At 69.5% G+C, this 20,896-nt stretch carries 27 protein-coding genes; 10 read left to right on the forward strand and 17 right to left on the reverse strand.

Annotated elements, in window-relative coordinates; translation table 11 throughout:
* The 4 genes from JOD31_RS18000 to zapE all read right to left on the reverse strand — a co-directional run.
* Positions 1–614 (reverse strand): ATP-grasp domain-containing protein (locus JOD31_RS18000; protein ID WP_338100625.1); only part of this gene is annotated, 614 nt, incomplete at its 3' end.
* Positions 601–1,005 (reverse strand): hypothetical protein, encoded by a 405-nt coding sequence (locus JOD31_RS18005; protein ID WP_204951826.1) that lies wholly within the window; start codon positions 1,003–1,005, stop codon positions 601–603. The genes JOD31_RS18000 and JOD31_RS18005, both read right to left, overlap by 14 nt.
* 67 nt (positions 1,006–1,072) lie before the next feature.
* Positions 1,073–2,038, reverse strand: coding sequence for a malate dehydrogenase (gene mdh, locus JOD31_RS18010; RefSeq protein WP_204951827.1), 966 nt, complete (start codon positions 2,036–2,038; stop codon positions 1,073–1,075).
* 171 nt (positions 2,039–2,209) lie between these two features.
* A complete protein-coding gene (gene zapE, locus JOD31_RS18015; protein WP_204951828.1) occupies positions 2,210–3,376 on the reverse strand; it encodes a cell division protein ZapE in 1,167 nt (388 codons plus the stop codon).
* 246 nt (positions 3,377–3,622) lie between these two features.
* Between zapE and JOD31_RS18020 the strand changes: the two genes are divergently transcribed.
* The 3 genes from JOD31_RS18020 to copM all read left to right on the forward strand — a co-directional run bounded on the left by JOD31_RS18020 (position 3,623) and on the right by copM (position 4,783).
* A complete protein-coding gene (locus JOD31_RS18020; RefSeq protein WP_204951829.1) occupies positions 3,623–3,904 on the forward strand; it encodes a hypothetical protein in 282 nt (93 codons plus the stop codon).
* Positions 3,905–4,030: 126 nt separating this feature from the next.
* Entirely contained in the window at positions 4,031–4,345 is a 315-nt protein-coding gene (locus JOD31_RS18025) for a hypothetical protein (RefSeq protein WP_204951830.1), read from the forward strand.
* Between the two features lie 51 nt (positions 4,346–4,396).
* Positions 4,397–4,783 (forward strand): CopM family metallochaperone, encoded by a 387-nt coding sequence (gene copM, locus JOD31_RS18030; RefSeq protein WP_204951831.1) that lies wholly within the window; start codon positions 4,397–4,399, stop codon positions 4,781–4,783.
* A 56-nt stretch (positions 4,784–4,839) separates the two neighbouring features.
* Here copM and JOD31_RS18035 read toward each other — a convergent pair whose 3' ends face one another.
* Positions 4,840–5,244, reverse strand: a complete 405-nt coding sequence (locus JOD31_RS18035; RefSeq protein WP_204951832.1) for a carboxymuconolactone decarboxylase family protein — start codon at positions 5,242–5,244, stop codon at positions 4,840–4,842.
* Between the two features lie 149 nt (positions 5,245–5,393).
* On the opposite strand from JOD31_RS18035, the gene JOD31_RS18040 reads away from it, so the two are divergent.
* The gene (locus JOD31_RS18040) at positions 5,394–5,774 is read left to right on the forward strand and encodes an MAPEG family protein (RefSeq protein WP_204951833.1); all 381 of its coding nucleotides are present in this window, start codon (positions 5,394–5,396) and stop codon (positions 5,772–5,774) included.
* Position 5,775: 1 nt separating this feature from the next.
* Here the strand turns inward: JOD31_RS18040 and JOD31_RS18045 are convergent, their stop codons facing one another.
* The 7 genes from JOD31_RS18045 to sdhC form a co-directional block, all read right to left on the reverse strand.
* A complete protein-coding gene (locus JOD31_RS18045; protein ID WP_020186820.1) occupies positions 5,776–5,949 on the reverse strand; it encodes a hypothetical protein in 174 nt (57 codons plus the stop codon).
* 83 nt (positions 5,950–6,032) lie between these two features.
* Positions 6,033–6,395, reverse strand: a complete 363-nt coding sequence (locus tag JOD31_RS18050; protein ID WP_204951834.1) for a hypothetical protein — start codon at positions 6,393–6,395, stop codon at positions 6,033–6,035.
* 20 nt (positions 6,396–6,415) lie between these two features.
* Positions 6,416–7,201 carry a succinate dehydrogenase iron-sulfur subunit gene (locus JOD31_RS18055; RefSeq protein WP_204951835.1) on the reverse strand — a complete coding sequence of 262 codons (786 nt, stop codon included), beginning with the start codon at positions 7,199–7,201 and terminating at the stop codon, positions 6,416–6,418.
* Between the two features lie 22 nt (positions 7,202–7,223).
* Positions 7,224–8,075 carry an alpha/beta fold hydrolase gene (locus tag JOD31_RS18060; RefSeq protein ID WP_204951836.1) on the reverse strand — a complete coding sequence of 284 codons (852 nt, stop codon included), beginning with the start codon at positions 8,073–8,075 and terminating at the stop codon, positions 7,224–7,226.
* A gap of 4 nt (positions 8,076–8,079) precedes the next feature.
* Entirely contained in the window at positions 8,080–9,912 is a 1,833-nt protein-coding gene (gene sdhA, locus JOD31_RS18065; RefSeq protein ID WP_204951837.1) for a succinate dehydrogenase flavoprotein subunit, read from the reverse strand.
* A 4-nt stretch (positions 9,913–9,916) separates the two neighbouring features.
* Positions 9,917–10,291, reverse strand: a complete 375-nt coding sequence (gene sdhD, locus JOD31_RS18070; RefSeq protein WP_204951838.1) for a succinate dehydrogenase, hydrophobic membrane anchor protein — start codon at positions 10,289–10,291, stop codon at positions 9,917–9,919.
* An 11-nt stretch (positions 10,292–10,302) separates the two neighbouring features.
* Positions 10,303–10,713: a succinate dehydrogenase, cytochrome b556 subunit gene (gene sdhC / locus JOD31_RS18075; RefSeq protein ID WP_204951839.1), complete on the reverse strand. Its 411-nt coding sequence runs from the start codon at positions 10,711–10,713 to the stop codon at positions 10,303–10,305.
* A 367-nt stretch (positions 10,714–11,080) separates the two neighbouring features.
* Here sdhC and JOD31_RS18080 point away from each other — a divergent pair, with 367 nt between their 5' ends.
* Positions 11,081–11,812, forward strand: coding sequence for a TetR/AcrR family transcriptional regulator (locus JOD31_RS18080; protein WP_246482591.1), 732 nt, complete (start codon positions 11,081–11,083; stop codon positions 11,810–11,812).
* 4 nt (positions 11,813–11,816) lie between these two features.
* Here JOD31_RS18080 and JOD31_RS18085 read toward each other — a convergent pair whose 3' ends face one another.
* Entirely contained in the window at positions 11,817–12,809 is a 993-nt protein-coding gene (locus JOD31_RS18085) for a diacylglycerol/lipid kinase family protein (protein WP_204951841.1), read from the reverse strand.
* 38 nt (positions 12,810–12,847) lie between these two features.
* On the reverse strand, positions 12,848–13,579 hold the full coding sequence (locus JOD31_RS18090; protein ID WP_204951842.1) for an RluA family pseudouridine synthase: 732 nt from the start codon (positions 13,577–13,579) through the stop codon (positions 12,848–12,850).
* Between the two features lie 51 nt (positions 13,580–13,630).
* Between JOD31_RS18090 and JOD31_RS18095 the strand changes: the two genes are divergently transcribed.
* Together JOD31_RS18095 and glk are read left to right on the forward strand one after the other, a co-directional pair.
* Entirely contained in the window at positions 13,631–13,927 is a 297-nt protein-coding gene (locus JOD31_RS18095) for an antibiotic biosynthesis monooxygenase (RefSeq protein ID WP_020186830.1), read from the forward strand.
* Positions 13,928–13,960: 33 nt separating this feature from the next.
* Positions 13,961–14,911: a glucokinase gene (glk, locus tag JOD31_RS18100; protein ID WP_204951843.1), complete on the forward strand. Its 951-nt coding sequence runs from the start codon at positions 13,961–13,963 to the stop codon at positions 14,909–14,911.
* A 327-nt stretch (positions 14,912–15,238) separates the two neighbouring features.
* Here the strand turns inward: glk and JOD31_RS18105 are convergent, their stop codons facing one another.
* Entirely contained in the window at positions 15,239–16,021 is a 783-nt protein-coding gene (locus JOD31_RS18105) for a 3-hydroxybutyrate dehydrogenase (protein ID WP_204951844.1), read from the reverse strand.
* A 116-nt stretch (positions 16,022–16,137) separates the two neighbouring features.
* On the opposite strand from JOD31_RS18105, the gene JOD31_RS18110 reads away from it, so the two are divergent.
* A complete protein-coding gene (locus JOD31_RS18110; protein WP_246482592.1) occupies positions 16,138–16,671 on the forward strand; it encodes a transcriptional repressor in 534 nt (177 codons plus the stop codon).
* A gap of 3 nt (positions 16,672–16,674) precedes the next feature.
* Positions 16,675–17,991, forward strand: a complete 1,317-nt coding sequence (gene ispG, locus JOD31_RS18115) for a flavodoxin-dependent (E)-4-hydroxy-3-methylbut-2-enyl-diphosphate synthase (protein WP_204951846.1) — start codon at positions 16,675–16,677, stop codon at positions 17,989–17,991.
* Between the two features lie 204 nt (positions 17,992–18,195).
* On the opposite strand, the gene JOD31_RS18120 is transcribed toward ispG, so the two are convergent.
* Both JOD31_RS18120 and JOD31_RS18125 read right to left on the reverse strand, forming a co-directional pair.
* Entirely contained in the window at positions 18,196–18,999 is an 804-nt protein-coding gene (locus JOD31_RS18120; RefSeq protein ID WP_204951847.1) for an exodeoxyribonuclease III, read from the reverse strand.
* A gap of 296 nt (positions 19,000–19,295) precedes the next feature.
* Positions 19,296–20,003 (reverse strand): outer-membrane lipoprotein carrier protein LolA, encoded by a 708-nt coding sequence (locus tag JOD31_RS18125; RefSeq protein ID WP_204951848.1) that lies wholly within the window; start codon positions 20,001–20,003, stop codon positions 19,296–19,298.
* A 154-nt stretch (positions 20,004–20,157) separates the two neighbouring features.
* Between JOD31_RS18125 and JOD31_RS18130 the strand changes: the two genes are divergently transcribed.
* Positions 20,158–20,892 carry an AAA family ATPase gene (locus JOD31_RS18130; protein WP_204951849.1) on the forward strand — a complete coding sequence of 245 codons (735 nt, stop codon included), beginning with the start codon at positions 20,158–20,160 and terminating at the stop codon, positions 20,890–20,892.
* The last annotated feature ends 4 nt before the right edge of the window (positions 20,893–20,896 follow it).

Genomic DNA, 20,896 nt, shown 5'->3' on the forward strand with positions numbered 1-20,896 from the left:
ATCGCCATGTCGGTCGCGACGAACGCCCCGTAGAGCTTCTCGACCACCGAGCCCGCCTGCTTGGCGAGGTCGCCCGAAAGCCCCAGCGCCTTCGCAACCGTCCGCCCATGATGCGGCTGCACGCCGGTCGCGGGATCCACGGTCACCGTGTGGATCTTCTCGGGTGTGTCGTGCGCCACATCCTCGATGTTCATGCCGCCTTCGGTCGAGACGACGAAGGCCACATGGCCGGAATCGCGATCGACGAGGGCCGACAGATAGAACTCCTTGGCGATGTCGGAGCCTTCCTCGACGTAGAGGCGATTCACCTGCTTGCCGGCGGGGCCGGTCTGCAGCGTCACCAGCGTCTTGCCAAGCATCTGGCCAACGAATTCCTTCGCCTCTTCCGGCGACTTGGCGAGCCGGACGCCGCCCTTCTCGCCCGCCTCGGGCTCCTTGAACGTGCCCTTGCCGCGGCCGCCCGCGTGGATCTGCGACTTCACCACCCAGACAGGACCGTCGAGGCCGGCGATCGCCGTGTCGGCGTCCGCGGCGACGAGGATCGGGAAGCCCGTCGGGACCGGAACGCCGAAGGTCCGCAGCAGCGCCTTGGCCTGGTACTCATGGATGTTCATCGAAGTGTCCCTGAGGCCTGAGTGAGGGCGCCCCGCCGGACGGCGGGGCCGCTCCACGCCGCCCGCGCACGGCCTTGCGGCGACGCTGGACGACCAAGCGGTCCACGCCGTTGGCCACGGAGGCCAGGATGGCGTGCACCAGAAGAAGAAACGCGGTCAGCGACGCGCCCATGACGATCGGGGGCAGGACGCCGTTCACGAAACGGTCGGACGGCTCGCCCGGCCCGAAACCGGAGAAGAGCGCGGCCAGCGCGAACAGCGGTCCGAGGAGACCGCCCGCGAGCGCGGTCGCCCCGTCGACCACGCGACGGACCGGCCCCCTGCCGGGGTTCGGTCCGTCCGGCCAGTCCTTCAGGCCGTCGGCCAGGTCGGACAGGTCCAGGTCGTCCATCGCAGCTCCCGTCGGCGCCTTCCGGCCGCATGACGTCCGCCCCCGTGTCGCTTTAGCCCCGGCCCTTTTACTTGCCGAGGTTCGGCGCGATCTGCTTGCAGGCGTCGATCAGGCCCTTCACGGCCCCGACCGACTTGTCGAAGCCGGCCTTCTCGTCGCCCTGCAGCTCGATCTCGACGATCTTCTCCACGCCGCCGGCGCCGATCACGACGGGCACGCCGACGTAGATGCCGTCCACCCCGTACTGCCCCGTCAGGTAGGCGGCGCAGGGCAGCACGCGCTTCTTGTCCTTGAGGTAGCTCTCGGCCATCGCGATGGCCGAGGCGGCCGGCGCGTAGAAGGCCGAGCCGGTCTTCAGCAGGCCGACGATCTCGGCGCCGCCGTCGCGGGTGCGCTGGATGATCTGGTCGAGGCGCTCCTGGGTCGTCCAGCCCATCTTCACGAGGTCCGGCAGCGGGATGCCGGCGACCGTGGAGTAGCGCGCGAGCGGCACCATGGTGTCGCCGTGGCCGCCCAGCACGAAGGCGGTGACGTCCTCGACCGAGACCTTGAACTCGTCGGCCAGGAAGTAGCGGAAACGCGAGCTGTCCAGCACGCCGGCCATGCCGACGACCTTCTCCGGCGGCAGGCCCGAGGCCTGCTGCAGCGCCCACACCATGGCGTCGAGCGGGTTGGTGATGCAGATCACGAAGGCGTCCGACGCATACTTCGCGATGCCGGCGCCGACCTGCTCCATCACCTTGAGGTTGATGCCGATCAGGTCGTCGCGGCTCATGCCGGGCTTGCGCGGCACGCCGGCGGTGACGATCACCACGTCAGCGTCGGCGATCCCTTCGTAGGACGACACGCCGGACAGCGCGCTGTCGAAGCCGTCGACCGGGGAGCTCTGGGCGATGTCGAGCGCCTTGCCCTGGGGAACGCCGTCGACGATGTCGAACAGCACCACGTCGCCGAGTTCTTTGAGACCCACGAGATGGGCGAGCGTGCCGCCGATCTGGCCAGAACCCACGAGTGCGATCTTGCTGCGCGCCATGTCTGTCAGTTCCTCTTTGGTCGTACGACCTGCCGAAGGGGCGAGGCATTTTGCCGCTTGTGGGCGGCGGCCCTTCGACTATCGCGATTGAGCAATCCGTTCAAGTGATCGGACCTGTGAATTGTGCGCTGCGATCTCGCATTGCGAGGTCGAGCAAAGAGTAAGGCAGGCTCACGTTTCGACCAGCCCCGCAGCGCTTCCGCTCGCCGCGCTGTCGGGCCGTCCATGGGGACGATCGAGCCAGGCGTCGGAGCGCATTTCGACCAGGCGCGAGGCGGTCCGGGCGAAGCCGAAGGTCTCGTAGCCCTCGGTCCCGCCCCAGAGACCGTCCGGCTCCGCCTCGGCCGAGGCCACCAGCTTGACGTGATGCTCGTAGAGCGCGTCGACCATCGTCATGAAGCGGCGCGCCTCGTTGCGGCGGCCCTCGTCCAATGTCGGCACCCGGTCGAGCACAAGCGTGTGATAGCGGCGTGCGATCGCGATGTAGTCGGCGGCGCCGAGCGGTCTCGCGCAGAGATCGTCGAAGCTCGCGCGGGCCACGCCGTTCGACACCCGCGGCAGCGCCACGTGGCGGCCCTGCACGTCGAGCACGCCCGGCGCGCCGTCGGAGCCCGCAAGCGCGCGGAACGCCTGATCGAGAGCGGCTTCGGCGCGGGCGTCGGCCGGCGTGTGCCACACGCCCGTGTCGCCCAGCTTCTCGCGGCGGAAATCGGTGGGCGAGGCCAGCTTCACCACCTCCATGCGCTGCTCGAGCATCTTGATGAAGGGCGTGAACAGCGAGCGGTTGAGGCCGTCCTTGTAGAGATCCTGCGGCGGCACGTTGGAGGTGGCGACCACCGTGACGCCGGCGGCGAACAGGCGCTCGAACAACCGCGCGAGGATCATGGCGTCGGCGATGTCGGTGACGTGAAACTCGTCGAAACACAGCAGCGTCGCTTCCGCCGCGAGCGCCTCGCCGACCGGCGGGATCACGTCGCCGGCAGGCCCCTTGCCGACCTTCGCGTCCGCGCGGGCCGCATGGATGCGGGCGTGCACGTCGATCATGAAATCGTGGAAATGCGCGCGGCGCTTCTTCGCGACCGGAACGGACTCGAAGAACAGGTCCATCAGCCGCGTCTTGCCGCGGCCGACGTCGCCCCAGACGTAGAGGCCGCGCAAGGGTTCGGCGGCGCGCTTGGCGAACAGCCAGCCGAGCGCTCCGGACTTGCCGCGCCCGCGGTCGCGCAGCGCCTGGTCAAGCTCGCCCAGGCGACGCACCACCGCCTCCTGCGCCGGATCGCGATCGAGCGCGCCCGATCGGACGAGCGCTTCGTAGCGCTGGGTGGTGGTTTCGGTCATCGCAGGGACGCGACGCCTCGCGGGGTGGCGGAGCGCGGAGATCGGCCGCGGTCCGAGAGGGACGACCGTCGCTTACCAGACGATCGGGGACCCGTCATGCGGTCCGATCGTGGGACAGACCTTCGTCGAGCGCGCATCACATCTGCGGAGGCCCAGGAACGCGGCGGTCGTCGGCGGCGTTTCTCCTGCGCCTCGGACGGAAGCCGGATGTCGCCGTCCGCCGCCTCAACAGAAAGGATCCGCCGCGTGCGCACCGCGCTCTGTCTCGCCCTCGGCCTCCTCGCCGCCAGCGTCGCCGCAGCCCACGCGGGCCAGACGAAGACCCACGCCCGACACGACGCGCGCGTCTACAACCGCGCGCCGGACGACGCCTGGCGGCCGTTCAGCGGCGTCCGGGAGAGGCGAGCTTACGCGCCGGACACGCCCTACGGCCCGCGCTACCAGACCCAGGAACAGGAGCAGCAGTCGATGTACGACTTCTCCACGGGCAAGCGCGGCAACATGCGGGAGTACTGGTGGCGCGACTGACGATCGGCGCAGGCGCGGGCTGAGGCGCGCCGCGGCGGCGGCAAGGCCCCGCCGCGAAGAACTCGGCGCTTGAGCGCGATCGCGCGCGGCTTGTGGGCCGCTTCCGGGCGGCCTAATCCTAGCCCTGTGAAACGGCTGAAGATCCTGACGGTCGCCCTGTGCGTGGCGGTTCTCGCGGTGTGCGCCTGGACGACGCCTTACGTCTGCGCGCCCGGCGGACATGCGCCTGTGGCCGTCGCCTCGATGCATGGCGAGCATGCCGCCGCCCATCCCGTCGACCGCGCGTCCCACTGCCTGTCCGTCTGCGCCGCGCTGCCCGCGGCCTTGGCCGCGGCGCTCGCCCCGCGGTCCGAAGGCGAGACCTCCGACCTCTGGCGCGCGCTGGGCGTGCGGAAAAGCCATACGCCCGACATGGCGAGCCCGCCGCCCCGCTCCGTCTGACGCCTCGGGCGCACCTGCGCCCTCACCTCAACACTCAGATGGAGCACTCACATGACGTCCTTCAAGGCGGCCCTTCTCTGCGCCGCGACCCTCGCCCTCGCGACGCCTGCGGCGGCGGACCAGCACGACGCGTCCGGCCATCAGGGGCACGGAAGCGCGACCGCCGGGGAAAGCCCGGCGTCCGCGGCCTTCCGCGCCGCGAACAGCAAGATGCATGAGGCGATGACGCTGCCGCTCAGCGGCGACGCCGACGCGGACTTCCTGCGCGCCATGATCCCCCATCACGAGGGAGCGCTCGACATGGCGCGGATCGAACTCAAGCACGGCAAAAACGCCGCGGCGCGGGAGCTGGCCGAGCGGATCGTCGCCGCGCAGGAGCGCGAGATCGCGGAGATGAAGGCGCTTCTGGCGCAGATCGAGGCCGCTCCGTCGAAGTGACGCGCGGGCCATAAGCCTGACGTCCGGGAGCGCGCGTCCCGACGGGCGCGCGCTCCTCAGCGGAACGCCGCGTCCACCGGCGGCCGCAGGCCGTTGACAAGGGCGTTGGTCTTGTTCGCGAGAGCGATCACGGACAGCAGCTCGGCGAGGCCGGCGTCGTCGAGCCCCTTGGCGAGGGCGCCGGCGGTGTGGGAGCGGATGCAGTACTCGCAGCCGTTCGTCACCGAGACCGCGATGTAGACGAGCTCCTTGGTCAGCGGATCGAGCGCGCCGTCGCCCATCACCGCCTTCACCTCGGCCCAGGTCCGCTCCAGCGCCGCCGGGTCGTTCGCGAGCGCCCGCCAGAAGTTGTTGACGAGGTCGGTCCTGCGAACCGCCCGGATGTCGTCGAACACGGCGGTCACGCGGGGGTCAGCCTCGGCGTCGGACACAGGCGGGAGCAGAGGACGGGGATCGGACATTGCGGTCTCCAACAAAATCGCTTCGCCGACCATTCCGCCCTGCGCTCAGGATCGCAACCCGACGCTCGGCGGTGGTCCACCCGCGCGAGAGCCCGTATCTGGCCCTGAGGAAAGCGAGGCGCTTCCGTCACTCGCCCTGGAGACCCGCGATGCCCCTGACGCTCTGGTGCGTGCTGATCGCCGGTATTCTGCCGATTTTCACGGTCGGCCTCGCCAAATGGAGCGACCGCAACTTCGACAACGCGAACCCGCGCGGCTGGGCGGATAGCCTGAGCGGTTGGCGCAAGCGCGCCGTCGCCGCCCAGCAGAACGGCTTCGAGGTGTTCCCGCTGTTCGCGGCGGCGGCGCTGGTCGCGGTGACGCAGGGCGCGGATCTCACCACGGCGAACGCGCTCGCGGTCGCCTTCATCCTGCTCAGGATCGCCTACGTCGCCTGCTATCTCGCGGACCGCCCGACCCTGCGCTCGGGGGTGTGGAGCCTCGGCTTCCTCGCGACGGCGACGCTGTTCACGTCTCCGGCGTGGAGCTGAGCTACTCGGCGATCAGCGTGAGGCCGAGCTCGGACGCCTTGGCGTGGACGTCGCCCTGCGAGCGACGCAGCCGCATGGCGATCACGCTTGCAGGCACCTTCTCGCGGGCGAGCGCCTGAAGGTCCTGCACGTTCTCCACCGTCCACGGACGGTCCTGGTCGACCACGTCGTTCATCACAACCTCCCTGACACGCGTTGATCGTTCGATCGACGTGGGTCGGAAGGGGACGGCTTTCGAGCGCTAGGCACGCCTAAAATTCAGGCGGATTCCACGATGTCCGTCGCAGGCGTTCGCCGTATCCAGAACGGAACGGCGACCCCTGCGACATAGAGCACGAGGAAAAACGTCGCGGCGTTGCGGATCGGCGCGGCCCAGAACGCGCGCGACTCGCGCAACGGCGGAGTCTCGCCCGCAAGGCGCGCTCGGGCGCGTTCGGCGTCGCCTGCGGACGTCCGGATCTCGATGCCGCCCAGGGCCGGAAGCATATGCCAGTCGAGCGAGGCGAACCCGCCGCCGACGACGGTGACAGAGACCCCTTCGGCCTCCAAAGCCGACTGTGCGGTCGCGGCGGCGGGGTAGCCGTGACAGACGGCCACGGTGACCAGCGCGTCGGAAGCCATCGCCCGCCCCCGCGCCGGCCTCAGAACTGCCGCGCGACCATCATGCCCTTGATCTCGGCGATCGCCTTGGCGGGGTTCAGCCCCTTGGGGCAGGCCTTGGCGCAATTCATGATGGTGTGGCAGCGGTAGAGCTTGAACGGGTCTTCGAGGTCGTCCAGCCGCTCGCCGGTCGCCTCGTCGCGGCTGTCGATCAGCCAGCGGTAGGCCTGCAGCAGCGCGGCGGGACCGAGGTAGCGGTCGCCGTTCCACCAGTAGCTCGGGCACGAGGTGGAGCAGCAGGCGCAGAGGATGCACTCGTAGAGGCCGTCGAGCTTCTCGCGGTCGTCGCGGGACTGCTTCCACTCATCGCCCGGCGCGCGGGTGTCGGTCTTGAGCCAGGGCTCCACGGACGCATGCTGGGCGTAGAACTGGGTGAGGTCCGGAACGAGGTCCTTCACCACCGGCATGTGCGGCAGCGGGTAGATCTTCACCGTCCCGCCCGAGGCGCAGTCGTCCATGCCCTTGGTGCAGGCGAGCGTGTTGGTGCCGTCGATGTTCATCGCGCAGGAGCCGCAGATGCCCTCGCGACACGAGCGGCGGAAGGTCAGCGTCGAGTCGATCTTGGACTTGATGTAGATCAGCCCGTCGAGGACCATCGGCCCGCAGTCCTCACGATCGACATAGAAGGTGTCGACCCGCGGATTCTGCCCGTCCTCCGGATTCCAGCGGTAGACCTTGAATTCGGTCGTGGTCTTCGCGCCGGCCGGCTTCGGCCAGGACTTGCCGCCGACGATGCGGGAGTTCTTGGGAAGGTTGAGCTGAACCATGGATTTACGGTTTCCGGTTCGGTCAGGCCGCCGCCAATTGCGGCGAGGGCAGGAAACGCAGGAGCGCGGCGACGATCGCTTCGGGCGCGTCTTCCTGCACAAGGTGGCCCGCTTCGGGGACGCGGATGAGAGCGCCGCCGGTCAGGCGGCGCGCGAGTTCTTCGCCGCGCTCGATGGGGATCCAGGCGTCCCGATCCCCCCACAGAAGCTGTACGGGGCAGCGGACGTCGCCATAGCGGGTTTCGATCTCGTCGGTGAACCGCTGATCCATCTGCGCGATCTGGCGATAGAAGGCCGGGCGCCCGGTCTCGCCGCGCCAGGGCGCCGCGTACCCCTCGAGCGCATCGGCCGCCAGCGGCCGGTGCGCTGCGCCCTTCAGATAAGCGTCGAGGGCCGCCTCGTGAATGTAATCCGGCATGCCCGAGAAGGCCGCCTCGTGCTCGCGCACATGCCGCACGAACGGCGAGCCCCAGGGCGCGAGCGCGACCGGGTCGACCAGCGTCAATGACCGGTAGTCCGCGCCGTGAAGGAGGTGCGCGCGCAGCGACGTTGCTCCGCCGAAGTCATGCGCCAGCACGTCGGGCCGATCGAGGCCCAGGTGCTTGAGGAGAGCCGCCAACATCTCGCCCTGCCGACCCAGCGAAACGTCCTGCCCATCGCGCTTCGACGACTGGCCGTAGCCGATGAGGTCGAACAGCACCACCCGTCGCTCGACCGCGAGGATCGGGGCGATGCGCCGCCAGACGAAGGACGAGAACGGCGTGCCGTGCGCCATCACCAGCGGCGGACCGTCGCCGAGGGAATCGAACGCCACCACGTCGTCGCCGAAGGCGAAACGTTCGCGGAGCGTTCCGGTCGAAGGCGCGGCGGTCATCGGTTCAGTACACCCGCGCCTTGGGCTCGATGTACTGGATGTCGTTGGTCATCGTGTAGGTGTGGACCGGCCGGTAATCGATCGAGACCTGCCGCTTCGCCACGTCCGCCCAGGCGAGCGTGTGCTTCATCCATTCCTTGTCGTCGCGGTCCGGGAAGTCCTCGCGGGCGTGGGCGCCGCGGCTCTCCTTGCGGTTGACCGCGCTGTCCATGGTGACAACGGCCTGGGCGATCAGGTTGTCGAACTCGAGCGTCTCGATCAGGTCCGAGTTCCAGACCAGCGAGCGGTCGGCGATCCGCACGTCCTCCGCGCCCGACCACACCTCGTGGATGAGGCCGTGGCCCTCCTGCAGCACCTCGCCGGTGCGGAACACCGCGCAGTTCGACTGCATGACCTTCTGCATTTGGAGGCGAAGCTCCGCGGTCGAGGTGCCGCCGGAGGCGTTGCGCAGGCGGTCGAGCCGGGCGATCGCGGGCTCGGAGTAGGACGCCTGGGGCTCGCGGTGGGTCGCGTTCGGCTCCATGGTCGCGGCGCAGCGGTCGGCGGCGGCGCGGCCGAACACCACGAGGTCGATCAGCGAGTTCGAGCCCAGGCGGTTGGCGCCGTGCACCGACACGCAGGCCGCCTCGCCCAGCGCCATCAGGCCGCGCACCACGGTGTCCGGGTCGCCGTTCGACTTGGTCAGCACCTCGCCGTGAAAGTTCGTGGGGATGCCGCCCATGTTGTAGTGCACGGTCGGCAGCACGGGGATCGGCTCCTTGGTGAGGTCCACGCCCGCGAACACCTTCGCGCTCTCCGAGATGCCCGGCAGGCGCTCGTGCAGGATCTTCGGATCGAGGTGGTCGAGGTGCAGGTAGATGTGATCCTTGTTCTTGCCGACGCCGCGGCCCTCGCGGATCTCGACCGTCATCGAACGGGAGACCACGTCGCGGGAGGCGAGATCCTTCGCGGAGGGCGCGTAGCGCTCCATGAAGCGCTCGCCCTCGGAGTTCGTGAGATAGCCGCCCTCGCCGCGGGCGCCTTCGGTGATCAGGCAACCCGCGCCGTAGATGCCGGTCGGGTGGAACTGCACGAACTCCATGTCCTGCAGCGGCAGGCCGGCGCGCAGCACCATGGCGTTGCCGTCGCCGGTGCAGGTGTGGGCGGAGGTGGCGGAGAAGTAGGCCCGGCCGTAGCCGCCGGTCGCGAGGATGGTCTTGTGGCTGCGGAAGCGGTGCAGCGTGCCGTCGTCCATCTTCAGCGCGATGACGCCGACGCAGGCGCCCTCCTCGTCCATCATCAGGTCGATGGCGAAGTATTCGATGAAGAACTCGGCCTTGGCCTTCAGCGCCGCGCCGTAGAGCGTGTGCAGGATGGCGTGGCCGGTGCGGTCGGCGGCCGCGCAGGTGCGCTGGGCCGTGCCCTTGCCGTAATGGGTCGTCATGCCGCCGAACGGGCGCTGGTAGATCTTGCCCTCCTCCGTGCGGGAGAACGGCACGCCCCAGTGCTCCAGCTCGTAGACCGCGGCCGGCGCGTTGCGCACGAGGTACTCGATCGCGTCCTGGTCCCCGAGCCAGTCGGAGCCCTTGACGGTGTCGTACATGTGGAAGCGCCAGTCGTCCTCGCCCATGTTGCCGAGCGCGGCCGAGATGCCGCCCTGCGCCGCCACGGTGTGCGAGCGGGTCGGAAACACCTTGGTGATGCAGGCGGTCTTCAGGCCGGCTTCCGAGCAGCCGACCACGGCGCGCAGGCCCGCGCCGCCGGCGCCGACGACGACGACGTCGAAGGCGTGGTCGATGAAGGGATAGGCCCGGCCGTTGAGACCGGGAGCGCCGTTCGGCTTCGCGGCGTCGGCCATGGCGTCAGACTCCGAAACTGATCTTCAGAAGCGCGAAGACCGCCGACAGACCGACGACGATCGCGAAAAAGGTGTTGCCCATCAGCAGAAGCAGCTTGGGCAGCTCCGCATGGACGTAATCCTCGATGATCACCTGCATGCCGATACGCATGTGGACCACGACCGAGATCACGAACAGCAGCATCAGGATCGCGACGATCGGATTCGACAGGGTCGCGACGACGCTCGCATGGCTGTCGCCGGCGAGCGACACCAGCACGCCGACGAAGACCGTCGACAGCACGAGATTGGAGACGGCGGTCAGCCGCTGAAGCCAGAAATGGTCGGTGCCGGAACGGGCGGCGCCGAGTCCGCGGACCTGGCCGAGGGGGGTGCGCATGGGTGCCTCCTTCAGCCGGTCGCGCCATGGGTCGCGTAGACCACGACCCAGATCAGCACGGTGAGCGCGATCGAGCCGATCAGACCGCCCTTGATCAGGCGCTCGCGGCTCTGGTGATCGAAGCCGCGGCCGGTGTCCCAGATCAGATGCCGGACGCCGCCGAGGCCGTGATGGATCAGGGCCCAAGTGTAGCAGAACAGCACGAGCTGGCCGAGGATCGACCCGTAGATCGACTGGATGGTCTCGAAGGCCGAGGGGCCCGACGCCGCGGCGACCAGCCAGATCACCAGCAGGATGGACCCGACGTAGAGCGCCGCACCTGTGATGCGATGCACGATCGACATCATCATCGACAGCATCGGACGGTAGATCTGGAGGTGCGGGGACAGCGGCCGGTTCGAACCGGCCTTCGACGACGCCATCGCTTTTTGGACCTCTTCGAAGTATGCGCCGGATGGGGTTAGCGGACGCTGCGCTGCAGCGCAATGTCGCAGACCCCCCTCTGAGACGAATATCTGAGACGCGCGGATCACGGAGCTTGCCACCGCAGCCGCACAATCCGGCGGCGTGCGAAGCCGGTCCCGCCAGCGTCGGCTCGGTTTATAAACCGCTGATTTTAAACGATTCCAACCCCCTCCCCCGGCGGTCGACCATCCGTTAGACAGAAGAATGAGTGCGACATAGCGCCGCTAAGTGTTTTACCCGTCTGGTCGGGGGGGCGGTCAAGCGCGCATTGTGTTCGACAGATCAGCCGCTCGTTTTGCGGCCGCGAACGTTGGGATGCTCCATATGTCGTCCTCCCCCATGGCAGCGGGCCTCCCCGCTCAGCCTCGTCGCCGCGCGCCTCGTCTCGCGGGCGACGCCCGGCGCGCGCAGATCATCGCCGCCGCCTGCACCTTCTTCGCGGACAACGGCTTCAGCGGCCCCACGCGCGATCTCGCCGCCTCAATCGGCGTGACGCAGGCGCTGCTCTATCGCTACTTCGACCGCAAGACCGACCTGATCGACGCCGTGTTCGCCGAAGTGTTCCGCGACCACTGGGCTGAAGGCGCGCTCGAGACGCTTAAGTCCATGGCGAACCTGCCGATGGTGGAGCGGACGTCCGCGGTCTACGAAGGCATGGTGTCGCACATGACCTGCACGGCGACCCGCCTGCTCTTCCGCGCCGGCCTCGACAATTACCCCGGCCCCATCTTCGCCAGCGCCAACCGCTGCTGGCCGATCTGGACCGCCATGCTGGACGAATGGCGCCGCGAGGAAGGTTTGCCGTCGCTCGCGAAGCGGCCCATGCTCGAGGGCGAGCGCGCCCTGATGCTCTCGTTCCACAACGCCATGGTGATGATCCGCGTGCGCGAGCACGTGTTCCACGCCCAGCGCGTGCTGTCCGACGCCGAGGAGATCCGCCAGGTCGCGGAGACCCACGACGCCGGCATCCGCGAAGTGCTCCACAAGCTGCACGGCGGCGACGCGCATGACGCGCGGAGCCTGCCCGCGAGCGACGAGACCCAGGCCGCCGCGTAAGGCGTCAGCCGGCGACCGACTGCGCCGGCGCCGGCGTCTCGACGCCGGGTTCGCCCGCCGACGGCGCCAGCTCCGCAAGAACGGCCGCCGAACTCAGCGGGACCATCATCCGGGCCGCCTTCGGCAGCGTCTCGTAGACCACCGGCATAGTCTCGCGGGTGAGCTCGCCGTCGGTCGCGACCCAGGCGCGGCGGCGCCATGACTTCGTCACCTCGACCTTGCTGGCGCGGAACGACTCGATCAGCGGGTTGGTCCGCCATCCGCCGGCCACGACGTCGAGGCCGAGCCGCAGGCGCTCCTTCATCGTTCCGGCGTGGGCCACGATGATCTCAAGTTCGCCCGCGTCGAGCCGCGGTCGCCGCCAGGCGCCGTCGCCAAACGCGTTGTTGGTGACGAGCACCGCGGTCGCGTCCACCTTGATCGGCGCGCCGTCGATGACGAGCGTGTAGCGCGAGCGACCCGAGCGGAAGAACGCCCGCAGCGCCGCGAAGCTGAACCCGGCGTAGCGACCGAAGCCCTTCAGCCCCCGCGCCGCCTCCCGCGCCCGCGCCATCTGCGCGAAGAACCCGAGGCCGGAGATCGAGTGGAACGGCCGCCCGTTGATGGAGGCGAGGTCGATCATCTGAGGCTCGGAGCGCGCGAGTGCTGAGATCGCCTCCTCCACCTGCTGCGGCACGCCGAGGTCGCGGGCCAGCAGGTTCATCGTGCCGAACGGCAGCACGCCGAAGGTCTTGCCCGACGAGATCAGCTTCCGCAGCGATCGGGAGAGCGAGCCGTCGCCGCCGCCGACGATGATTTCGTCGTGGGCGTCGGCGGCGTTGAGCTCGTCCAGCACACCGCCGAGATCGCGCGGCGGGACCAGGCGCACGTCCACATCCTTGCCGGCCGCCGCGAAGGCCTTGCGCACCCGCTCTGCGGCGTCCGCGCCGTCGCCGTCTCCAGCGAGATCCTTCAGCGTTCCCGCGCGCGGGTTGAGCAGCACGAGGCAGCGGGCCATCGGCGTCGATCCTTCGATGAGGCGGCGAGATCTCCGCGCTATATAGGCGCGACGTCTCCCGTGGATATGGGCGCCGGCGCCTCCCAGCCAAGCGCGGCGAAGGTCGCCGCCATGTGCGGCGGCAGCGGCGCCTCCACCACCACCGGCGGCAGCTTCTCGCGCATCGGGATCGACAGCGCGCGGGCGTGGAGATGGAGCGCCGCGCCGCCGGCCGCCTCCGCGCCGTAGATCGGATCGCCGAGCAGCGGCAGGCCGATGTGGGCGGCGTGCACGCGGATCTGGTGGGTGCGGCCGGTGAGCGGGGAGAAGGCGATCCAGGCCAGGCCGGCGCCGCGCGCCATCACCTTCCATTCGGTCACGGAGGGCTGCCCCGCGGGATCGACCGCCATCCACCAGCCCCGCTCGGGACTGCGCTTGGCGAGCGCCGCGTCGATCCGGCCCTCGTCCGCCTCGGGGGCGCCGCGGACCACCGCCCAGTAGGTCTTCGCCACCCGCCCGTTCGAAAACAGCTTGCCGAGCCGGGCGAGCGCCTTGCGGTGGCGGCCGAGGACGAGGCAGCCGCTGGTGTCCTTGTCGAGCCGGTGGGCGAGCGCGGGATTCCGAGGCAGGCCGAACCGCAGGGCGTCGAACATCTGCTCGAGATTCGCGCCGCCCTTCGGACCGGCGTGAACGGGCAGGCCAGCCGGCTTATCGACGACGAGCATCAGCCCGTCCCGATGCAGGACGCGGGCGGCGAGGTCGTCCGGCGTGAAGTCGTTGATGTGACGCATTTGCGAAGAGCTGGGTCCGGGAGCGGTATGGGCGGCGGGCGAGGCCGCACTATGTCGGCGCAGATGAAGCTTGTCGCCACCGTCTTCGAAGTCGACCCCGAACACATAGCGGCCTTTCGCGCCGCTGTGTTCGCGAGCGCGAACGAGGTCGAGCGCGCCGACCCCGCGTGCCGCGGGGTGGCGATCGCCGAGGACCCCGAGGCGCCGGGCTTTTTCCTCACCTCCGCGCTCTACGCCGACGACCAGGCGGCCGCGGCGCACGACCGGACCGCCGCCGGCCGCGCGTTCGAGGAGGCCGTGCGGCCCTTCGTGAAGTTGAAGCGCGTGCGGCTGTTCGATCTCGGCTAAGACGCCCGCGTCATACTTGGCTCCGGAGGTTCCGTGACCCTTCTCGTCGGCGACATCGGCGGCACCAACTCGCGCTTCGGGCTCGTGGCCCAAGGCGACCTTCGTCCCGACGGTGTGCGGACCATCAGGAACGACGATCACTCCTCGTTCGAGGAGGCTGTGGCGGCCTATCTCGATGGGGCGGCGGAACGCCCGAAACGGGCCGCTTTCGCTCTGGCGGGGCCGGTCGCCGGGCGGGCGGCGAAGCTCACGAACCGGGATTGGCCGATCGACGCCGACGCGCTCCAGACCCGCCTGGGACTGGACCACGTCGCCCTGCTCAACGACTTTGTGGCCCAGGCCTCCGCGCTTCCTCATTTCCAGGCCGGCGAAACCACGCCGATCGGCGACGTCGCCCCCTCCAACGCGGCGTCGAAGGCCGCGCTCGGCCCGGGCACCGGGCTCGGCGTGGCGGGCCTGCTCCTGACCGACGGCGCGTGGCTACCGGTTCCGAGCGAGGGCGGGCACATCGAACTCGCGGCGGTCGACGCCCGCGAGTTCGCGATCTTCGCGCTCATCCGGCGGGGTTTTGGCCGCATCTCGGCCGAGCACGTGCTCTCGGGCCCCGGCCTGCGCCGGCTGCACGAAGCGCTCGCCGCCGTCGAAGGCGCCGCGCCGCCCGACCTCGAACCGGCCGAGATCGTCGCGCAGGCGGAGGCGGGCGACGCAAGTGCGGCGGAGGCCGTGGCGCTGTTCCTGCGTCTGCTCGCGCGCTTCGCCGGCGACGTGGCGCTGACCTTCGGCGCCCAGGGCGGCGTCTATCTCTGCGGCGGGGTCGCGCCCAAGCTGCTCGGCCTGCTCGACGTCGCGGCCTTTCGCGCCGCGTTCGAAGCGAAGCGCCCCCACGAGGCGCTGATGCGCAAGACGGCGACGGTCGTCGTCACCAGCGAGGTCGCCGGCCTCATCGGGTGCGCCGCCGCCGTGAGGTCCGATCGCGCCGCCTGAAGCCAGGCCGCCAGGATCGGAAGATGGTCAACGGCCGTTAACGCGCCCGGTAAAGACTGGCTTAACCTCCGTTAACCACAAGCAACAAACGACGCCAAATCAACTAAAATTCGAGATGAATTTGATTGAAGCCGGACGCATCCCGCCGTAATTCTGATTTCAAGATGAAGCAATGAAGAGACGGCGAACGAAGACCGCCCCTTCAGACGATCATCACCGGAATTGCTTCGGCCACGCCATTCCCGGTCGAAGCAAGCGTGCGAGGCGGCGTCGTTCTGCGACGCCGCCTCGCTGCGTTTTCAACATCGGTCCCTGCCGGCAGACCGCTCAGGCCGCCGTCCAGCCCCCGTCGATCGGCAGCGTCGCGCCGGTGATCTGGGAGGCGGCGTCCGAGCACAGAAACACCACGAAGGCCGCGACCTGATCGACCGTGACGAACTGCTTCGTCGGCTGGGCCGCCAGCAGCACGTCGGTCTTCACCTGCTCCTCCGTCAGGCCGCGGGCCTTCATCGTGTCGGGGATCTGGCGCTCGACCAGCGGCGTCCAGACGTAGCCAGGGCAGATGGTGTTGGCCGTGATCCCCTGCTGCGCCACCTCGAGCGCCACGGACTTGGTGAAGCCCGCGATCCCATGCTTCGCCGCGACGTAAGCCGACTTGTAGGGCGAGGCCACCAGCGCGTGGGCCGAGCCGGTGTTGACGATGCGGCCCCAGCCCTTGCGCTTCATGGACGGCAGCGCCGCCTTGGTGGCGTGGAACGCCGAGGACAGGTTGATCGCGATGATCTGGTCCCACTTGTCCTCGGGGAATTCATCCACCGGCGCCACGAACTGCACGCCGGCGTTGTTGACGAGGATGTCGACGCCGCCGAAGCGTTCGTCCGCGGCCTTGACCATGGCGACGATCGCCTTCGGATCGCTCATGTCGGCGCCGTCGTAGAGCGCCGTCACGCCGAACTCCTGCTCGATGGCGGAGCGGATCGCCTCGATCTCCCCCTTGTCGCCGAAGCCGTTGATCACGACGTTCGCTCCAGCCTGCGCGAGCCCCCGGGCGACCGCGAGCCCGATGCCGCTGGTGGAACCCGTGACGACGGCCGTCTTGCCCTTCAGCATGGCGCGCTCCTGATGCGTTCGCGGCTCGGACGAGCCGTCCCTGGACGGCGACAATCTGGAGCGCCGCCCCGGCCTTCGCAACGCGCCGTCACACGAACCGTGCTATGAACCGACCGATGACGCAGGCTCACGCCACACACGACCACGCCGACGCCTTCGCGGGTCCCGACCACGACCATCACGTCTGCGCGCGCGACGTGATCGCCCGGGCCGAGGCGCTGTGCGCGGCGCGAGGGGCGCGCCTCACCGAGATCCGCCGCCGCGTGCTGGAGGCGCTGGCCGCCGACCACGCGCCCGCAGGCGCCTACGAGGTCATCGAGCGGCTCGCCAAGGACGGCGAGCGGCGGCCGGCGCCCATCACGGTCTATCGCGCGCTGGACTTCCTGCTCGCCCACGGCTTCGCCCACCGCATCGAGAGCCGCAACGCCTTCGTCGCCTGCAGCCACGATCATGGGCCGGACGCCCGGCAGCCGGTGGTGTTTCTCATCTGCGAGCGCTGCGGCGCGGTCGGCGAGGCGGCGACGCCGAAGCTCGGGGCCGCGCTCGACGAACTGACCAAGGCCGCGGGCTTCCGCCCGCGCGCGCCGGTGATCGAGATCGCCGGCGACTGCGCCCACTGCCGCGCCGCCGAAGGGGCGCACGAGGATTAAGCGATGACGCGCCTGTCCGAAGTTCCGCTGTCCGATCCCTGCCTGCCCGAGCCCGCCTCCTGCCCCTCCGCGCTGTCTCCGCGCCGGACGGCGCGGGCGGTCGACGTCGGCGGCGTGACCGTCGGCGGCGGCGCGCCGATCGTCGTGCAGTCGATGACCAACACCGACACCGCCGACATCGAGGGCACCGTGCGCCAGGTCGCCGCGCTCGCGCGCGCCGGGTCCGAGCTTGTCCGCATCACCGTCGACCGTGCGGAGGCGGCAGCCGCCGTGCCCCACATCCGCGACCGGCTGGCGGCCCGCGGCGTGACCGTGCCGATGGTGGGCGACTTCCACTACATCGGCCACACGCTGCTGTCGGAGCATCCGGCCTGCGCGGAGGCGCTCGCGAAGTACCGCATCAACCCCGGCAACGTCGGCTTCGGCGCCAAGAAGGACCGGCACTTCGCGCAGATCGTCGAGATCGCCGCGCGGAACGACAAACCGGTGCGCATCGGCGGCAACTGGGGTTCGCTCGACGGCGAGCTGCTGACCCGGCTCATGGACGAGAACGCCGCGGCGCCGGCGCCGAAGGACGCGCGTGAGGTGACGCGCGAGGCGCTGATCCGCTCCGTGCTGCTCTCCGCCGCCCGCGCGGAAGAGCTCGGCCTGCCACGGGAAAAGATCATTCTGTCGGCTAAGGTGTCCGCCGTGCAGGATCTGATCGCGGTCTATCTCGAGCTGTCGCGCCGCGCGGACTACGCGCTGCACCTCGGACTGACCGAGGCCGGCATGGGCTCGAAGGGCATCGTCGCCTCCTCGGCCGCGCTCGGCGTGCTGCTGCAGCAGGGCGTGGGCGACACCATCCGCGTCTCGCTGACGCCCGAGCCCGGCGGCGACCGCACGGTCGAGGTCAAGGTCGCGCAGGAGATCCTGCAGACCATGGGGTTCCGGACCTTCGTGCCGCTGGTCGCGGCCTGCCCCGGCTGCGGACGAACCACGTCGACCGTGTTCCAGGAGCTCGCGCGCGACGTCCAGACCTACATCGTCAACCGCATGCCGGAGTGGAAGGCGCGCTACCCCGGCGCGGAGGCGCTGAACGTGGCCGTCATGGGCTGCATCGTGAACGGCCCGGGCGAGTCCAAGCACGCCGACATCGGCATCTCGCTCCCCGGCACCGGCGAGGCCCCGACCGCCCCGGTGTTCGTCGACGGCAAGAAGGTCGCCACGCTGCGCGGCCCGAACCTGGTGCAGGACTTCAAGGAGATGGTCGAGGCCTACGTCGACCGCCGCTTCGGCGGAGCGGGCCAGAGCGCTGCCGGCCAGGACGCCGCGGAGTAGGCTTCTGGCGGGGGCCTTCCCTTCTCCCCCTGTGGGAGAAGGTGGCGCGAAGCGCCGGATGAGGGGTCGTCTGGGACGTCCTGAACGTGGTGAGGATGATCCAGACGACCCCTCACCCCTACCCTCTCCCGCAAGGGGAGAGGGGGACCGCGACGGCGCGAATCATCTTCACGCATAGAGCCCTGCTCGCCGCGCGTGATCCCCTCACACGATGTCGACGATCACCGGCACGTGGTCGGACGGGCGCTCCCAGCTGCGGGCGAAGCGCAGGGTCTCGACGCCGGTGGTGCGGGCGGCCACATCCGCGCTCGCCCAGATGTGGTCGAGCCTGCGGCCGCGGTCGACGGCCTCCCAGTCGGCGGCGCGGTAGCTCCACCAGGAATAAAGCTTCTCGGGATGCGGCACGTGGCTCCGCACCGTGTCCACCCAGCGGCCGGCCTCGCGCATGGCGTCGAGGCCCTCGGTCTCGACCGGCGTGTGGCTGACGATCTTGAGCAGCTGCTTGTGGTTCCAGACGTCGCTCGGGTCCGGCGCGATGTTGAGGTCGCCGACCATGATGCGCCGGCCGGTGTCCGCGATCCGCGTCGACCAGTCGGTCAGCTCGGACAGGAACTGCAGCTTGTGGGCGAACTTCGGGTTGACGATCGGGTCCGGCTCGTCGCCGCCGGCCGGCACATAGAAGTTGTGCACCGTCACGCCCTCGAGCGGGCCGGCCGCGAAGGTGGTGGCCAGATGCCGGGCGTCGTCCTTGTCGGCGAACCGCTCACGGGCGGTCGTGACGAAGGGGAAGCGCGAGAAGGTCGCGACCCCGTGGTAGCCCTTCTGGCCGTGCAGCGCGACGTGCTCGAAGCCAAGCTTGCGCACGTCCGACATCGGAAACTTGTCGTCGGGGCACTTGGTCTCCTGCAGGCAGAGCACGTCGATCCGATGCTCGCGCACGAGCTTCTCGACGAGGCCGATGCGCAGGCGCACCGAATTGATATTCCAGGTGGCGAGGCGAAGCGGCATGGGCTGGGGCGGGCGACCTGTCGGAGGGGCTCGGCCGGCTTTAGGCCATCGCGCCCCGCGGCGCCAGCGACCTCGCCAAAAAGAAAGACGCCCAGCCTCGGGGGGAAGGCTGGGCGTCTCTGCGCTCGAAGCGCTCTCTCGTCGGCATCGGGGGAAGACCGACGACGCGGGGTGCGGCTGCAGACGCGACGGGGGGACGCAGTCTGTGGCTCGTTCGCCTCGCTCAAGATCCGAGATGGGCCCGCCGCGCCCCGGCGTCAAGAGCCCTGATGCGTGATTCTACGTAGGACGAAAACCTACTTCGGCGGGCGCGCTACGCCCTGGCGGTTGATGCGGAAAATTCGCGGATCGGGCTTGGCGGAGGTGTCCACGTTCGACAGGGCGACCGAAGTCTCCATGCCCTGCGCGTCCGTCACCGTCCATTGCTGAAGCTGGTAGTCCGCGCCGCCGAACATGAGCTGGAGCTGGGCCTTGCCGCCGATCGAGCGCTTCTCCTCGAGGATCACGGAGACGAGTTCCGGCTCCTGGAACACGCCGAGCACGTTGGCGTCGCCGAGCAGATCGACCTTGCTCTGGAGCAGGAACCGCAAGGGCGTCTGGCTGAGGGGGTACATGTCCTGGGTGTTGAGCCGGCGGTTTCGGACCACCACCGAATTGCCGTCGGCGATGATTTCGAGCGGGCTCGGCTTGTCGTACTGGAAACGGATCTTGCCCGGCCGGTCCATCCACAGCGTGCCGGTGGTGCGCTGACCGTCCGGACCGACCTGCACGAACTTCGCCGTCATCTGCTGCAGGGCGTTGAAATAGGTGTTCACGCGGGAGAGCGTCGCGCGCTGCGTCGGATCGAGCTTCGCCACAGGCACGCCGCGGTTCGCCGCCGCCAGCTGGGCGTCGGCGACGCCGGGCGGGGGCGAGACGTCCATCGGCGCCGCCTGCTGCTGGGCGAAGGCGGGGCCGGCGACAACGGCGCTGGCGAGGAAGGCTGCGGCGAGAAGGCGAGTCATCGGCGGAATGGGCCTCGTCATGGGGGACGGCGCCCGGAGACTAGGGCGCGGCGGTCGATCGGTCGACGCTCACCTAGGGCGCGTTCGTGGCGTTTTGAGGTTTCGCGACGCGCCGCCCCCGGGCATCCTCCGCCGAAACGCGTGAGGAGACGGCATGCTGCGGGGCCTGCGGATCGAGTGGAGCAAGGTCGAGGACCGCGGCGGTTACCCCTATGACATTCCCGCGATCGCGCAGATCGAGGAGCTCGACCTCAACGCGTCGGTCACGATCTTCGTCGGCGCGAACGGGTCCGGCAAGTCGACGCTGCTGGAGGCGATCGCGACGCAGCTCCGGTGCAACCCGGAGGGAGGCTCGCGCAACTTCGCGTTCTCGACAGAGAACACGCTGTCCCCGCTGCACCGGACGATCCGGCTGATCACCGGCGCGCCGGTCCACAAGGATGCATTCTTCTACCGCGCCGACACCTATTTCAACGTCGCGACCGAGATGCGGCGGCTGGACGGCGAGGCGTCGTTTGGACCGCCCGTCGTCAGCTCTTATGGCGGAACCGACCTTCACGACCTCTCGCACGGACAGGCCGTCATCCGGCTGCTGCGCCACCGGTTCTCGCCGCGCGGGATTTACGTCATGGATGAGCCGGAGGCTGCTCTCGCGCCCGAGACGCAGTTCGAAGCGATCGCCGCGATCGCCGACCTTACCCGCCGCGGAGCGCAGTTCGTGCTTGCAACGCATTCGCCGCTGCTGATGGCGATGCCCGGCGCAACCCTCTACGAGCTCACCGAGCACGGCCTTGAGCGCCGCGCCTACCACGAGCTCGGCCACGTCCGGCTCTACAAACGCTTCCTCGCCGATCCCGCGAGCGTCCTGGCCCACCTGACGGAGGACTGACCGG

Source organism: Methylopila capsulata (genome assembly GCF_016907975.1).
Taxonomy (GTDB): domain Bacteria; phylum Pseudomonadota; class Alphaproteobacteria; order Rhizobiales; family Methylopilaceae; genus Methylopila; species Methylopila capsulata.

Excerpts from the sequence above, each read along its gene's own strand:
- JOD31_RS18005 (WP_204951826.1), bottom strand. The coding sequence starts at position 1,005 with ATGGACGACCTGGACCTGTCCGACCTGGCCGACGGCCTGAAGGACTGG.
- mdh (WP_204951827.1), bottom strand. The coding sequence starts at position 2,038 with ATGGCGCGCAGCAAGATCGCACTCGTGGGTTCTGGCCAGATCGGCGGC.
- zapE (WP_204951828.1), bottom strand. The coding sequence starts at position 3,376 with ATGACCGAAACCACCACCCAGCGCTACGAAGCGCTCGTCCGATCGGGC.
- copM (WP_204951831.1), top strand. The coding sequence starts at position 4,397 with ATGACGTCCTTCAAGGCGGCCCTTCTCTGCGCCGCGACCCTCGCCCTC.
- JOD31_RS18035 (WP_204951832.1), bottom strand. The coding sequence starts at position 5,244 with ATGTCCGATCCCCGTCCTCTGCTCCCGCCTGTGTCCGACGCCGAGGCT.
- JOD31_RS18040 (WP_204951833.1), top strand. The coding sequence starts at position 5,394 with ATGCCCCTGACGCTCTGGTGCGTGCTGATCGCCGGTATTCTGCCGATT.
- JOD31_RS18045 (WP_020186820.1), bottom strand. The coding sequence starts at position 5,949 with ATGAACGACGTGGTCGACCAGGACCGTCCGTGGACGGTGGAGAACGTG.
- JOD31_RS18050 (WP_204951834.1), bottom strand. The coding sequence starts at position 6,395 with ATGGCTTCCGACGCGCTGGTCACCGTGGCCGTCTGTCACGGCTACCCC.
- JOD31_RS18055 (WP_204951835.1), bottom strand. The coding sequence starts at position 7,201 with ATGGTTCAGCTCAACCTTCCCAAGAACTCCCGCATCGTCGGCGGCAAG.
- JOD31_RS18060 (WP_204951836.1), bottom strand. The coding sequence starts at position 8,075 with ATGACCGCCGCGCCTTCGACCGGAACGCTCCGCGAACGTTTCGCCTTC.
- sdhA (WP_204951837.1), bottom strand. The coding sequence starts at position 9,912 with ATGGCCGACGCCGCGAAGCCGAACGGCGCTCCCGGTCTCAACGGCCGG.
- sdhD (WP_204951838.1), bottom strand. The coding sequence starts at position 10,291 with ATGCGCACCCCCCTCGGCCAGGTCCGCGGACTCGGCGCCGCCCGTTCC.
- sdhC (WP_204951839.1), bottom strand. The coding sequence starts at position 10,713 with ATGGCGTCGTCGAAGGCCGGTTCGAACCGGCCGCTGTCCCCGCACCTC.
- JOD31_RS18080 (WP_246482591.1), top strand. The coding sequence starts at position 11,081 with ATGTCGTCCTCCCCCATGGCAGCGGGCCTCCCCGCTCAGCCTCGTCGC.
- JOD31_RS18085 (WP_204951841.1), bottom strand. The coding sequence starts at position 12,809 with ATGGCCCGCTGCCTCGTGCTGCTCAACCCGCGCGCGGGAACGCTGAAG.
- JOD31_RS18090 (WP_204951842.1), bottom strand. The coding sequence starts at position 13,579 with ATGCGTCACATCAACGACTTCACGCCGGACGACCTCGCCGCCCGCGTC.
- JOD31_RS18095 (WP_020186830.1), top strand. The coding sequence starts at position 13,631 with ATGTCGGCGCAGATGAAGCTTGTCGCCACCGTCTTCGAAGTCGACCCC.
- JOD31_RS18105 (WP_204951844.1), bottom strand. The coding sequence starts at position 16,021 with ATGCTGAAGGGCAAGACGGCCGTCGTCACGGGTTCCACCAGCGGCATC.
- JOD31_RS18110 (WP_246482592.1), top strand. The coding sequence starts at position 16,138 with ATGACGCAGGCTCACGCCACACACGACCACGCCGACGCCTTCGCGGGT.
- ispG (WP_204951846.1), top strand. The coding sequence starts at position 16,675 with ATGACGCGCCTGTCCGAAGTTCCGCTGTCCGATCCCTGCCTGCCCGAG.
- JOD31_RS18120 (WP_204951847.1), bottom strand. The coding sequence starts at position 18,999 with ATGCCGCTTCGCCTCGCCACCTGGAATATCAATTCGGTGCGCCTGCGC.
- JOD31_RS18125 (WP_204951848.1), bottom strand. The coding sequence starts at position 20,003 with ATGACTCGCCTTCTCGCCGCAGCCTTCCTCGCCAGCGCCGTTGTCGCC.
- JOD31_RS18130 (WP_204951849.1), top strand. The coding sequence starts at position 20,158 with ATGCTGCGGGGCCTGCGGATCGAGTGGAGCAAGGTCGAGGACCGCGGC.